This window comes from Streptomyces sp. GESEQ-4 (assembly GCF_017948455.1).
In the GTDB taxonomy this organism is placed as follows: Bacteria; Actinomycetota; Actinomycetes; order Streptomycetales; family Streptomycetaceae; genus Streptomyces.
This window is the reverse complement of the sequence record NZ_JAFFSU010000023.1, coordinates 33,674-46,778: the sequence shown is the minus strand read 5'-3', so window position 1 is coordinate 46,778 and position 13,105 is coordinate 33,674. Positions and strand designations below refer to the sequence as shown.

General features: G+C 67.3%; 13 protein-coding genes and 2 pseudogenes. 9 read left to right on the top strand and 6 right to left on the bottom strand.

Annotated features, from left to right (window positions below):
• Positions 1 to 17: 17 nt before the first annotated feature.
• The 3 genes from KCH48_RS32685 to KCH48_RS32675 all read right to left on the bottom strand — a co-directional run bounded on the left by KCH48_RS32685 (position 18) and on the right by KCH48_RS32675 (position 2,990).
• Positions 18 to 614, bottom strand: coding sequence for a hypothetical protein (locus tag KCH48_RS32685; RefSeq protein WP_210579717.1), 597 nt, complete (start codon positions 612 to 614; stop codon positions 18 to 20).
• Positions 611 to 1,867 carry a hypothetical protein gene (locus tag KCH48_RS32680; RefSeq protein WP_210579715.1) on the bottom strand — a complete coding sequence of 419 codons (1,257 nt, stop codon included), beginning with the start codon at positions 1,865 to 1,867 and terminating at the stop codon, positions 611 to 613. Before KCH48_RS32680 ends, KCH48_RS32685 begins: the two co-directional genes overlap by 4 nt.
• Positions 1,868 to 2,111: 244 nt before the next feature.
• Positions 2,112 to 2,990, bottom strand: coding sequence for an alpha/beta fold hydrolase (locus KCH48_RS32675; RefSeq protein ID WP_210579713.1), 879 nt, complete (start codon positions 2,988 to 2,990; stop codon positions 2,112 to 2,114).
• Positions 2,991 to 3,302: 312 nt separating this feature from the next.
• On the opposite strand from KCH48_RS32675, the gene KCH48_RS32670 reads away from it, so the two are divergent.
• From KCH48_RS32670 to KCH48_RS32650, 5 genes are all read left to right on the top strand, one after another.
• Positions 3,303 to 4,802, top strand: a complete 1,500-nt coding sequence (locus KCH48_RS32670) for an MFS transporter (RefSeq protein WP_210579711.1) — start codon at positions 3,303 to 3,305, stop codon at positions 4,800 to 4,802.
• Positions 4,803 to 4,902: 100 nt separating this feature from the next.
• On the top strand, positions 4,903 to 5,472 hold the full coding sequence (locus KCH48_RS32665; RefSeq protein WP_210579709.1) for a TetR/AcrR family transcriptional regulator: 570 nt from the start codon (positions 4,903 to 4,905) through the stop codon (positions 5,470 to 5,472).
• Between the two features lie 227 nt (positions 5,473 to 5,699).
• Positions 5,700 to 6,824: a 4Fe-4S binding protein gene (locus KCH48_RS32660; protein WP_210579707.1), complete on the top strand. Its 1,125-nt coding sequence runs from the start codon at positions 5,700 to 5,702 to the stop codon at positions 6,822 to 6,824.
• A gap of 74 nt (positions 6,825 to 6,898) precedes the next feature.
• A complete protein-coding gene (locus tag KCH48_RS32655) occupies positions 6,899 to 7,468 on the top strand; it encodes a TetR/AcrR family transcriptional regulator (protein WP_210579705.1) in 570 nt (189 codons plus the stop codon).
• Positions 7,469 to 7,625: 157 nt separating this feature from the next.
• Positions 7,626 to 8,441 carry an oxidoreductase gene (locus KCH48_RS32650; protein WP_210579934.1) on the top strand — a complete coding sequence of 272 codons (816 nt, stop codon included), beginning with the start codon at positions 7,626 to 7,628 and terminating at the stop codon, positions 8,439 to 8,441.
• Positions 8,442 to 8,623: 182 nt separating this feature from the next.
• Here KCH48_RS32650 and KCH48_RS32645 read toward each other — a convergent pair whose 3' ends face one another.
• Complete coding sequence (locus KCH48_RS32645) at positions 8,624 to 8,992, bottom strand: helix-turn-helix domain-containing protein (protein WP_210579703.1); 369 nt, start codon at positions 8,990 to 8,992, stop codon at positions 8,624 to 8,626.
• A gap of 93 nt (positions 8,993 to 9,085) precedes the next feature.
• Between KCH48_RS32645 and KCH48_RS32640 the strand changes: the two genes are divergently transcribed.
• The 4 genes and pseudogenes from KCH48_RS32640 to KCH48_RS32625 all read left to right on the top strand — a co-directional run.
• The gene (locus KCH48_RS32640) at positions 9,086 to 9,484 is read left to right on the top strand and encodes a nuclear transport factor 2 family protein (RefSeq protein ID WP_210579693.1); all 399 of its coding nucleotides are present in this window, start codon (positions 9,086 to 9,088) and stop codon (positions 9,482 to 9,484) included.
• A gap of 16 nt (positions 9,485 to 9,500) precedes the next feature.
• Positions 9,501 to 9,590: pseudogene (locus KCH48_RS32635) on the top strand (IS5/IS1182 family transposase); the annotation flags it as partial.
• A gap of 16 nt (positions 9,591 to 9,606) precedes the next feature.
• On the top strand, positions 9,607 to 9,999 hold the full coding sequence (locus KCH48_RS32630) for a hypothetical protein (RefSeq protein ID WP_210579691.1): 393 nt from the start codon (positions 9,607 to 9,609) through the stop codon (positions 9,997 to 9,999).
• 95 nt (positions 10,000 to 10,094) lie between these two features.
• Positions 10,095 to 10,244: pseudogene (locus KCH48_RS32625) on the top strand (IS5/IS1182 family transposase); the annotation flags it as partial.
• A gap of 1,925 nt (positions 10,245 to 12,169) precedes the next feature.
• On the opposite strand, the gene KCH48_RS32620 reads toward KCH48_RS32625, so the two are convergent.
• Both KCH48_RS32620 and KCH48_RS32615 read right to left on the bottom strand, forming a co-directional pair.
• Complete coding sequence (locus tag KCH48_RS32620) at positions 12,170 to 12,721, bottom strand: hypothetical protein (protein WP_210579690.1); 552 nt, start codon at positions 12,719 to 12,721, stop codon at positions 12,170 to 12,172.
• A complete protein-coding gene (locus tag KCH48_RS32615) occupies positions 12,718 to 13,071 on the bottom strand; it encodes a hypothetical protein (RefSeq protein WP_210579689.1) in 354 nt (117 codons plus the stop codon). The genes KCH48_RS32620 and KCH48_RS32615 overlap by 4 nt, the downstream gene beginning before the upstream one ends.
• Positions 13,072 to 13,105 lie beyond the last annotated feature (34 nt).

The window sequence follows — 13,105 nt, the reverse complement described above, 5'->3', positions numbered from 1 at the left end:
GCCGACCGTCCCGCCCGTCAGCGACGTGGCATCGGGGCGATGGAACACAGCGCCTGGGGCGATCCCCCGGACACCACCCAGGCGTGGACGACCGACACGACCTCGTGCGGTGGGAGCGGAGTGTCGGATCCGCCCCGGTCCGGCCGTACGAACGACACGGCACCCGTGCGGCCCCGCATCCCGACGACGCACATCATGGTCGTATCGGGTACGGCGGCGGCAAGGCATCCAGGGTGGTCCGCCAGCATCTCGCGCAGTCGCCGGTGAGCCCGCTCGGGCGGCAGCGGCACACGGCTCACGAGCGCATCGGCGTGCTCCACGAGCTCTGTCCGTTCCGGGCTGTCGGCGTCCACCCACAGGTGCACGTCGCAGGGCAGCGGGCCGGGCGCGTGCCGGCAGAGGGACGGATACGGATACGCGTGGCGCCCCGCGGGCGGGGGCAGCCGGTCGCATCGGACGAGAGCCGGGCCGTGCGCCGGACCCGACCTCCAGACCACGGCGGTCGCCCGGTCGTCCGAGCCGTCGCCACGGATCGCCCCGCCGGACCGTGCCGCCCGGAAACACACCGTGGCCCAGGCGGCATCCGGCCCCGCACCCGCGTGCCGGTCGCTCATCGTGCCACCCCGCTGCCGGCGGAGATCTGCCACCGCGTCAGTGACGGCGGAAGCGGGGGTGGCGCGACGAACGGCGGACGGGCGGGTTCTCCCAGTCCGAGCATGCGGTAGACGACCGACCGCATCCGCCGGTGGAACTGGCCGGGCGCGGACGACAGCGACGCGGCGACATGGTCGTACTGTCCCGGGCGGTGCAGCTGTGCCGCGTACTCCAGTTGCTCCGCGAGCGGGTACATCGGGGAGACCACCGGTGCGACGGCGGACAGCAGAGCCGCTGGAGAGGAGGCCGACACCTCACGTCGGGATCCGGCGGTCAGCAGCATCGTCGCGTCCGTGAGCGTGCCGTACGCGGTCAGTGATCCGTGGTCGCCGATGATCCAGTCCGCCGCGATCAGCGGCGCCTGCCAGTCGGCTTCCGGAGGGACGACCGCGATGCCGCGGCCCTGGCAACAGGACAGCCAGCCGTGCACCTGCCGGATGCCGTGCCCCGCGAACACATTGGGATGGACCAGCATCGCGACGCGGTAGCGGGCACCCGGCAGCTGGCTCAGCAGCTGGGGCAGAAGGGTGTCGAGCCGCCCGAACGTCGAAACCGGCCCCCAGGTGGACGTGACGACCACGAGCCGCTGTCCGGCCTCAATCCCCAGCGCACGGCGGTAGTCCGCGCGCCTCGGCCTGCCGGCCGTGATCCGGTCGACGCACGGATCGCCCATCACATGAGCCACCGGGAGCGCCTCCGGGCAGGACCGGGCAAGCTCCTCCAGATCCCGGTCGTGGGCGTAGACGATCGCCGCCGGGACCGGCCGCCCCTCGTGCAGCAGGTGTTGGCGGCTCAGCATCCCGGGTGCCCTCTGCTCTCCCGGAGCCAGCGCGGTGACGTCGGTGAGCAGTTTGATCTGTCCTGCTCCGTGCGAGATGCGTACGAGCGGAGCCCTCAGCTCATGTACTCCGCGGGACCCCGCCGCCAGAGCGAGATCGAACTCGCCCCGTATCGCCTCTTCCCAGGGCACCGTGGCGATGCCCAGGCTCTGCAGGAACTCGGTGGTTCCGTTGCCGAAGGCATGCGGCGCGACCGTGAAGACCAGTTGGATGCGCAGGTCGGTCTCCAGCAGTTCGAAGACCTCGCGCAGTCGTTGGGCGAAGGTCACTGTGTGTACGACCACCAGGACCCGCTTGCAGTCTCGTACCGTCAGCCAGTGCCCCTGCTCGATCAGTGCAGGTTTCGTCGTTCGGACAGACACGCGATCCCCCATCGCTCGTCTTTGCGTACAACGGACGGCAGAGGGGTTCCCGGCGCCTGCGGCGCTTTCCTTGCACGCTCCTTGCAACACCCTTGCGCCGACGTGTAGCGCACAGCACGGAGTGGTTGGCGGGCGGGCGGTCCGGGAGTTCGGGCGAGTTGAGCGATCACGGAGAGAGCCACATGCGGAACCGCGCCGGGCAGCGATCATCGGCGCGATGTCCTTCAGTTCCGGCGGCTTCGTAGAGGTCCCGGGGTCAGGCCACCGCGTTCAACAGGTCGGCCAGGACGTCGGGCCGTTCCAGGGCGATGAAGTGGCCTGCGTCGGGGACCTGGGTGAAGTCGGCGGCCGGGAGCAACGGCTTGTTGGCTTCCCGGTCCGAGGGCCGGGACCAGTCCTTCTCCCCGTAGACGAGGTGGACGGGCGCCTTGACCTCGCGGTAACGCGACCGGGCGGCGATGAGGCTGGGCAGGCTCTGGTACACGGCCCGGGCGACGGTCGGGTAGCCGGGGCAGCTGCCCACTTGGAGAAGCTCGTCCACGTAGTCCTCCCGCAGTGCGCTCTTGTCGCCGAGCCCGCCCTGCAGGATCTTGCGCAGGGCGGGCTTGGGCTCCACCCCGGCGATCACGGGGCCCACGCCGGGCGCGAGGACACCGCTGACCACCACACGAGCGAGAAGGCTCGACCGGGCGATGCCGCCGCGGAAGTCGTACGTGTTCACCGCGACGACACGCCGTACCCGCTCCGGCAACTCAGCCGCGGTGGTCAGGGCGAGCACCGCCCCCATGGACTCCCCGGCCAACGTCACGTCGTCGAGGTCGAGTTCGGTGAGGAGCCGTTCGACGCCCGCGCGCATGGCCGGCTCGTCGTACGACGCGCCGGGCACGATCTCGGAGTAGCCCATCCCCGGCAGGTCGAGGGCGTACACGGTGTACCGGTCCGCGATCAGCGGGATGAGGTGACGGAAGTGCTCGGCCTGGGTGCGCACGGTGTGCAGCAGGACCAGGGGGGCGCCGGTGCCCGCCTTGAGGTAACGCAGCGTTCCCTCGCGGCCGCCCGATCCCGCACGCGGGGCGATGGTGTGGCTGGTGGTCCCCGGAATGTGAATCGTGGGACGTGACTCGTGGCTGGGCATCTCGCCGACTCCTTGGGTGTGAAGGGGTTACTTCGCCAACTGGGCGTACAGCGCCGCCAGGTCGCCGGCGAGCGGGAAACCGATCGGTTTCCACCACAGTAAACCGATCAGTTTCAAGCCGCAAGCCCGGCAGGGCCCCGGATCCACCGGGGCGTTCCGCAGCCCCGGCGACAGATCAGCCGCGCCGCGACGCCGAGCAAGCGACTCGCTCACTTGCATCCAGGAAACCGATCTGTTTCCCTAAGTGGAAACAGATCGGTTTCCAGCCGATCGTCGGTCCATGACCAGCGACTCCAGCGACTAAGGGGAAAAGTGAGTACCACCTTCGACCGCGGGGCGCCCGCCTCCGGGAAAACTGACTCGGGCCGCCGCGGCTCACATGCCGTGCGCTGGTGGGTGCTCGTCGTGCTGGGCGTCGCGCAGCTCATGGTCACGCTCGATGCGACCGTCGTGAACATCGCGCTGCCCGAAGCGCAGCACGACCTCGGTTTCAGCGACGGCAGCCGGCAGTGGGTCATCACGGGGTACGCCCTGGCGTTCGGCAGCCTGCTGCTGCTCGGGGGCCGACTCGGTGACCTGTTCGGCCGACGTACGACCTTCGTGACCGGTCTGATCGGTTTCGCGGTCGCATCCGTCGTCGGCGGCGCGGCCGGCAGCTTCGAGACACTCGTCGCGGCACGCGTGGCCCAGGGCCTCTTCGCCGCACTGCTCGCGCCCGCGGCGCTCTCCCTGCTCAGCGTGACCTTCACCGACCCGGCCGAAAGGCCGAAAGCCTTCGGCATCTTCAGTGCGTTGTCCGGTGCGGGCGCCGCGGTCGGACTCCTGCTCGGCGGCATGCTCACCGAATGGGCGTCGTGGCGCTGGGTGATGTACGTGAACGTCATCTTCGCGGGCGTCGCGCTGGTCGGTGCGCTGCTGTTGCTGGCCAAGCCCGTGGTCACCGAGCGACCCAAGATCGACATTCCTGGCGCCGTCGTGGTGAGCGCCGCGCTGTTCGGCATCGTCTACGGGTTCGCGCACGTCGAATCCACCAGCTGGACCGACCTGGTCGCCCTCGGCTCCATGATCAGCGGCGTGGTGCTGCTCGCGGTGTTCGCCTGGCTGGAGCTCAGGGTCGCGCATCCGCTGCTGCCGCTGCGAGTCGTGCTGGACCGGACCCGGGGTGGTTCGTTCCTGGCCGTGTTCGTCCTGGGGATGGGGATGTTCTCGATCTTCCTGTTCCTGACCTACTACCTGGAGGCCAGCATCGGCTACTCGCCGATCGAGGCCGGCTTGTCCTTCCTGCCGATGGTCGGGGGCATCGTCGCCGCGTCGACCACGGTGCCGTCGCTGCTGCTGCCCAGGGTCGGCCCGAAGGCCGTGGTCAGCGCCGGCTTCCTGGTCTCCGCATCCGGCATGGCCCTGCTGACCCGGCTCACGCTGGACAGCGGCTACGTCGCCGACATCATGCCGGGCATGATCCTGCTGGGTCTCGGTATCGGTGCGGTGATGACCACCGCGTTCCAGGGTGCGACCGCGGGCGTGCACCACGAGGACGCGGGCGTCGCCTCGGCTCTGATCAACACCAGCCAGCAGGTGGGCGGTTCGATCAGTACGGCACTGCTGACCACCGTCGCCTCATCGGCCGCGACCGACTACCTGTCCTCGCACAAGCCCGGCGCGCTGACCGTGGCGCAGGCCGGGGTCGAGAGCTACACGGCCACCCTGGCGTGGGGCGCCGGGATCTTCGTGGTCGGTGCGGTGCTCACGGCGTTCCTGATGCCGAACTCAGCCCTGGCGCCGTCGGAGGGTGAGCCTGTGATCGCCCACTGAGTCTGAATCCACCGTGGCGCGACATGCCCTGCGCTCCCTCGCAGCATCCATCGTAAACCGATCGGTTTCCAATGGGCCGGAACCGAGTTAACCTCGCCATATGACCACCGAAGCAATGCCGAGCTCCCGAGAGCGACTGCTGGAGGCAGCGGCCACGCTCACCTACCGCGACGGCGTCAACATCGGCGTCGACGCGCTGTGCAGGGCGGCGGGGGTGTCCAAGCGCTCCATGTACAAGCTGTTCGAGAGCAAAGGCGACCTTCTGGCGGCGAGCCTGGAGGAACGCGCCTCCGCCTATGTGACGGCACTCCTTCCCGCGGCGGACGACAACCGTCCACCCCGCGAGCGGATCCTGCACGTCTTCGAACAGGCGGAGGCGCAGGCGGGTGCACCCGACTTCCAGGGCTGCCGGTACCTCGTCGTGCAGATCGAGCTCAAGGATCCGAGCCACCCCGCGAGCCAGGTGGCCCGTCGGGTCAAGGAGAACCTGACGGCCTTTTTCCGCGCCGAGGCCGAACAGGGCGGGGCGAGCGACCCGGACCTGCTGGCCCGGCAGCTGATCCTGGTCTTCGACGGCGCCAGCGCCCGTGCGGGAATCAAAGCCGACACGCAGGCCGGGCTCATCGCCCCCACCGTGGCCACCCTGCTCGATGCGGCGGACATGCGCTGACGCATCGCGTGACGAGCAGCTGCGGCGAGCGATGCGCTCGGTGGGTCGGTCGCAGCCGCCCCCCGGCGACCGAGCAACTCCCACGCCCTCCAGGCTGGGGAGGTAGAGCTCGGCGCTTGGGCTTGCGGGTGGGCTTGCGCGCGAAAACCGATCGGTTTACGGTGGTGAAACTGATCGGTTTCTCGCCCGTGGTGGCGAGTCTCGTACCCGCACCCCCAGGAGCACGGATGACTACCGCGCGCGACACCGAGGGGCAACCCACTCCTCCCCGGCTTCCGGCGAAGCTGGCCGCACACCCGTCGGTTCAGGCCGTACTCGCCCGGCGCGCGGCCGGTGACGTAGCGCGCCCGTCGGCGGTGATCGACGCGGCCTGGCTGCGCGAACTGTGCCTGACGGCCGGGGCGGACGACGTCGCCGCGGTCAGCCTGGACCACCCCGACCTGGCCGGTGAGCGCGAGCACGTACAGTCCGCGCTGCCCGGCACCCGCACCCTGATCGCGATGGCGGTCCGGATGAACCGCGACAACTGCCGCTCCCCCGCCCGCAGCGTGGCCAACCAGGAGTTCCACCAGGCCGACGAGCAGGCCAACCATGCGGCCCGCAGCGTCACCCAGGCCCTCCAGGACGCCGGATACCGCGCGCTCAATCCGTCCGTCGGCTTCCCCCAGGAGATGGACCGCTTCCCCAGCGAGCGGATCTGGGTGGTGGCGCACAAGACGGTCGCGGTGGCCGCCGGGCTCGGCGTGATGGGCCTGCACCGCAACGTCATCCACCCGAAGTTCGGCAGCTTCATCCTGCTCGTGACCGTCCTGGTGGACGCGGAGGTGAGCGAGTACGGGCAGGCGCTGGACTACAACCCGTGCATCGACTGCAAGTTGTGCGTCGCCGCCTGCCCGGTCGGCGCCATCGCCAAGGACGGTGCCTTCGACGCGCTGGCCTGCACCACGCACAACTACCGCGAGTTCATGAGCGGGTTCACCGACTGGGCGCAGACCGTGGCAGACAGCGAGGACGCCGCCGACTACCGCTCCCGGGTCAGCGACTCCGAGAACGCCTCCATGTGGCAGAGCCTGTCCTCACCCCCCGGCTACAAGTCCGGCTACTGCCTCGCCGTCTGCCCTGCCGGCGAGGACGTACTGGGCCCCTACCTGGACGATCGCAAGACGTTCATGGACACCGTGCTACGACCGCTCCAGGACAAGAAGGAAACGCTGTACGTCCTGCCGGGCTCCCCCGCGCAGGAGTACGCCCAACGCCGCTTCCCCCACAAGCCCGCCAAGGAAGTCACCGGCGGCTGGCATCCTCCGGCGAGGCGCTCCGCGTCCGCCGACCGAGAGACGCGTACCTCATGAGCGGCAGTCACCGCTCCCACGACCCCGGAAACCGATCGGTTTTCTTTTTGTCCGCTTCGGGTTAACCTCGCGGTATGACCACCGAAGTGAAACTGAGCCCCAGGGAGCGGCTGCTGGAGGCGGCGGCCACGCTCACCTACCGCGACGGCGTCAGCATCGGCGTCGAGGCGCTGTGCAAGGCGGCCGGAGTGTCGAAGCGCTCCATGTACCAGCTGTTCGAGAGCAAGGACGAACTCCTGGCCGTAAGCCTGAAGGAGCGCACCTCCGCCTACGTGGCGACCCTCCTGCCCGCGGCGGACGACGGCCGGTCACCCCGCGAGCGGATCCTGCACGTTTTCGAGCAGGTGGAATCGCAGGCAGGGGCACCCGAGTTCCGAGGCTGCCGGTACCTGGCCGTGCAGATCGAACTCAAGGACCAGAGCCACCCCGCGAGCCGGGTCGCCCATGAGGTCAAGGCGAACCTGACCGCCTTCTTCCGCGCCGAGGCTGAACAGGGCGGGGCAAGCGATCCCGATCTGCTGGCCCGGCAGCTCAGCCTGGTCTTCGACGGCGCGAGCGCCCGCGCGGGAATCGGAGCCGACAAACTCCCGGGGCTCGTCGCGCCCACGGTGACCACGCTGCTCGACGCGGCGGGCGTGCGCTGACGCGTCACCGTCCCGCGCCCGCGAACTCGGCGAGCGCCGCAAGGCCGCGAGGACGACACCCTCACACTGGATCCTCCCTGCTTGCACTTGCACCTTGAAACCGATCGGTTTACCGTAGAGAAAACCGATCGGTTTCGAGAGAGTGCGGGAATCCATGATGACGAAAGATCGGCCGGTGGCACTCGTGACGGGTGCGTCATCCGGCATCGGGAAGGAAACCGCGCTCGCCCTGGTCGCAGCCGGATTCGACGTCGTAGGCACAAGCCGTGACACCTCGCGCGTCACCCCGCTCGACGGTGTGACCTTCCTCGACCTCGACGTGGCCGGTGACGCGTCGGTCGCCGCCGCGGTCCAGAGGGTGAGCGAGCGGTTCGGGCGGATCGACGTCCTGGTCAACAACGCCGGCGTCGGCTCGATGGGCGCGGCGGAGGAAACCTCCGTCGAGCAGGCCCGGTCCGTCTTCGACACCAACGTCTTCGGGGTCATGCGCATGGTGAACGAGGTCCTGCCGCACATGCGTGCTCAGCGACGCGGGCGCATCATCAACATCTCGTCCGTGCTCGGGTTCCTGCCTCAGCCCTACATGGCCGCCTACGCCGCCTCCAAGCACGCGATCGAGGGCTACACCGAGTCCCTGGATCACGAGATCCGTGACCACGGCGTCCGGGCGCTCATCGTCGAACCCGCCTACACCAGGACCGGGTTCGAGGCCAACAGCGCGAAGCCCGACACCCCCCTGCACGCGTACGCGAAGCAGCGGCAGACCGTCGACCGCGTCATGGCGGAGGCCGTCAGGAGCGGCGACGCCCCCGCCGTCGTCGCCAAGGCGATCGTGGCGGCAGCGACCGACACGAGGCCGAAGCCGCGCTACACCGCCGGCCCCCTGGCCGGACGCGCACGCGTACTGCGCCGCCTCGCTCCCGCCGGGGTCTTCGACAAGCAGATCCGCAAGATGAACCAGCTGGCCGGCTGACGCAGGCCTCCGGACAGCGAGGGGCCCACCGACTCCGTCGGCGAGCAGCGGGCCCCGCCACAGCCCGAGGGCCTGGTCGTAGAGGCTGACTCGCTTCGCGCCTCCCAAGCGGAGAGCGCCAGCCATCAACGACTACTGGTCTGCTGGGGCCGGCCTCCCCTTCCGGTCCCTTCCTTGAGAGGTCAGCGACGGGTGTCGTACTCGTCGCGCGCCGCGAGCACCTCTTCGATGTACTGCTCAGCCCAGCGGCCCAGTGCTTCCAGGGGCGTGTGCAGCGTGCGTCCCAGCGCGGTCAGCTCGTACTCGACCCTCGGCGGCACCTCGGCGTAGACGTGGCGGGTGACGATGCCGTCACGTTCCAGGTCCCGCAGGGTGTCCGTGAGGACCTTGGCGCTGATGCCGTCGACGGTGGTACGCAGGTCGCGGAAGCGCATCCTGCCGCCACTGAGGGCGATGACGACCATGGCGGTCCACTTGTTGGCGATGCGGGCCAGCGACGTGCGGGAAGGGCAGGTCGCGGTCATCAGGTCGAAATCCGGGTGCTGTGTCATGCGTCACACCGGTCCATTGGTTACGTTGAGGTGACTGGTTACCGATGGTGAGTATAGGGCTCCAGCAGCAAGAATCCGATCAAGGAGAGAACCATGGAGTCCAACACCCTCACTGTCGCCCGCCGCTACGTCGACGCCGTGTCCGCCAAGGACTTCGCCGCGGTCGCGGGCCTGTTCGCCGACGGCATCGTGTGGCACCAGCCCGGCGACAACGCGGTCTCCGGTACCCACAGCGGCGGGGCCGCGGTGGGCGAGATGCTGGCCACCCAGATGACCGCCACCGAGGGAACCTTCGAACTCCAGCTGACCGGCGACCCCATGGTCAACGGCGCACTGGTCGCGATCCCCATCCACTTCTCAGCCAAGCGCGCCGGCAATGAGATGTCGATGGACGGGGTCGACGTCCTGAGGGTCGAGGGCGACAAGATCGCTGAAGTGTGGCTCTTCTCCGCCGACCAGCAGGCCGAGGACGCCTTCTGGGGTGCCGGCTGAACACCGGGCGGCACACTGGCGCCATCTGCGAAAACTCCGCTGCAGCACCAACCGGATCACAAGCATCGTGAAGGCTGTCGTCGTCCTTCGCCACGCCTCAACCTGAGGTTAGAAAGGACTCCATGAGCTTTGACATCTTCGTGTGCCGGTTCGAGAACGGTGAGCCGGCACCGCTGGACATGAGTGCCGCGCACGAGGTCCTCGGCCCCCATGCGGTGATGCGGGACCCCGAGACGGACTTCCTGCTGGTGAGTACAGCGGAGGGGGAGGAGGCGGGTGTCTACTTCAACAACCCGACCGGCATCACCTTCAACCGCTTCGGAGGGGACGGGATCATGGACCTCCTGGCCGTCCTACTGCAACGGCTGGATGCCGTGCTCATCGTCCCGGGCGGGCCGACCATGATCCAGCGGGACGAACACCGAGAGCTTCTGCCCGCCTCCCTCAGGGACGAGTGGCCCGTCGTCCTGGCCCGCACCGGCGCCGAGATCGACCGGGCGATCCGGGCTTCCTGAACGAACGGGCGAGGGGCCCGTCCCCGGTGCATGTCACCGGGAACGGCCTCGTCGTCTCCGCGCGGGCGCGGCCGTCGGCCAGTACGCCTCCGCGTCACAGCGGCCACGCCAAGATCCGATGCATCGGCGAACAGGCCATGGCCACCTTCAACGGCTGGCGCCTCCTGCGAAAGCTCCGCTGCAGCACCAACCGGATCACCGACATCGTGAAGACCGTTCTCGTCCTTCATCACGCCTCAACCTGAGGCTGCAAAAGGCTGACTTGTTCTCTGCGTTGGCGATGAGGGCGTCACCTCACCATTCCGAGCGCCCTCCCATGGGCCGTCTCCGGGCCGTGGAAGGACGCTCCACGATGACCAACGTCGACAAGTACTGACAGCTCAGCAGCAGGTCAGGACGTTGATCGACAGGACGGCCGCAGCTCAAGGCCGCCGTTGATCAGTTGTGCTGTACAGCAGCGAAGTACAGCACCCGGAGCAGCCGCCCTCACCCGGCAGTGCCTTCCTGAGACCGTCAGCCAACCGGAATGACCGCGAGTGACCGATCCACATAGAGCTACGGATCAGAAGGTTGCGCTCGATGAGGCGGCTCGACTCATGGTGTGGCGCCTCGTCTTCCGTCCCGTTCACTGCCGTTTAAAGCCTTCCACGGCATGGCAACCTGAGACGCACATTGAGATTCCGCCGGCCCCACACACGAACTGCCGGTGTGTGTTAGGGCGACAGATAGCCCGGCAGCACGGAACCGTGACTCCATCAGTAGGCGACCCAAGGACGACCCAGCAGGAAGCCGCTCATGCACCGTTCTGAGAGTATTTCCTCCACGAAGAGAACATGATCACGCCAAGGGGCAACTAGATCCGGAGTGCACTAGCCGTCATGACAGCAAGTGCCCCTTACGGATCGCCTGTGGTGCTCTCTCGGTCCCTACGCACTACTCGCGCTATCGCCTCAGCCTCGCCGAGCGAGCATCCAGCGACATATTCCAAACGAATGTCCTGAAATTGGCACGCACCATAGTGCTCGTCGTCGTCTGATCGCCCTGTGACGTATGACCATCGTGATGCACCGCACGCAGGGCAGGTGCGAGAATCTGGCGGCTGTCCTGGTGGCATTACGATCCCCCTGCTGACCGGGCCCGTCGAAGCAAACGCCGCCGGGCTCTATAGATCATGAACTCCGGCACTCGTTGTGCAATTGTCCAAATGACATCAACGACGAAACCGACAAAAGCAATACATGAAGCAGCCCAGCGCCAACCCTCTTGAACGGGTGCACCAGTGGTGAGGATTTCGGGTGGAGCCAAGACCAGGGCTATACCTAGAGACAGAAATGCAACACCAAAATTGTAGGAGATCCCAATTCGCCAAGATCTCCGATTCCAGACTCGCAAAGCCTCACGCTGCTGCCTCTGAATGTGGGCTTCTACCCCATCCAAGTCGCTGTCCCACCAGTCCCTTGCGTCGGCAGCCGAATAAAGGAACTGCCGCGCCGAGAAACTCTGTTGTATGCATAGCACGAGAACGAGTGACGCTATCGTTAACACAAATGCAGACTGATCCGGCCACCGGAATTTTTCACGATCAGAAGAGACTACACCAATGAGAGCTATTGCCGCTCCGGCGAGAAGAGGAGCAGCGACAAACGTAGCGGCGTCCGATGCCCCTCCATAGCCAAGATTTCCAGGTCGTGCCCAATCCTGCCCCTGCCTCTGATTCGCGATCTTCCCCACCCCCTGCTTTACGCATAGCCTGCCCCTCGGGAAGATCCAATAATCGTGCTGGACCGATCGCCAGCCGTCGCGCGACGGCCTTCCCCAGCCTGGGCCCGACGCCTCATCACCCGACCCTGACCATCACACTCCACTGCCCCGCGGGGCTCAAACGCACCGCTCTCTGTGGTATCCGATGCCTGCAACTCTTGCCGGACTGCGGAATACACATGGACAGTGCCAGCACGTTCCCAGGTCGAGCTTCATCCCCGGCAGCTCGGAGGAGGGATCGTGCCACTCGCGTGCCAGATCCTGCGGGGACTCACGGGGAACAACGGAGACTGACCACAGGTATAGCCAGCACTCCAACATCACTCCGCCACAGGTCGTCCAACAATCGCCCGTTGAGGACCCAGGCTTCCCAGCTGAAGTTCGGCGCCACGTATCCGCTACAAGCGGATCACAGAGGGCCGAGCTTCCGGGCGAGCTGCAGGCCAAGATCTCCGACGAAGTTGAAGTCGAGCTTGGCTGGGTCGCCCATGACGTAGTAAACGAAGATGCCGATGTTCATGGGCCAGTACAGCCAGGAGAGCGTGTCGATCAGGTCCGATCTGTGGGACAGCCGCTCGCGAAGCATCATGAAGGCTGTGGCACCGACGACGACGGCGCCCAACGAATAGAGGACCGACCAAAAGGACCGGGCGGACTCGGCGGTCCACACAGAATGGATGCTGGCACCGGCAATCGCGAGTGGGAGCAGTGGGGCCAGGGCGAGGAAAAAACTCAGGAGGGATTCCCACACCCCGTCCCAGGAACTGCCCGCCTCCTCGTAGTACCAGTCGTCATCTGCATCCTCGTCGTCATCGTCGTCTATCTCAGGCGCCGAGCCATGAAAGTGATACTCCGTGATGTGCTGGTCACCACCCGCTTGATAGACGCGCCCCTCGTCCTCGGCACGGGCGCGCATGTGCCAAGCCGCCTCGTCCTCGTCGTCCCAGCGCCCTGCGCTCATCGCTCGCTGATGAACTGGTTCCCGCCGGCCTGATACACGCGGCCGTGATCACGAGCCTCGGCATGAAACGTAATGTTCGTTTGGGGCGAACCAGCGTCGATGAGCTTGGACAGCAGAGCCTCGAACTCAGCCGCAGCGGCCCGGTCGTCGAGGAACAGCGTCAGCATGCGCCCCTGCCAGGCCGACTGAAGCGCCTGGCGGATCAGTTCGATGTCGGTGTCCGAAGCAGCGAGCAGGGCCGAACGAGCCGTCTCGAGGTCTCGTTCCAGCTCGACAGCGGAGTCGGGGCGGAACCGTCGCCACAGCGTCACGATCCCCGATCGAAACGTCTCCCACCCGTCTGTCGCCATGGCCGATACCACGGCTGTACCGCCCGCGCTGGCT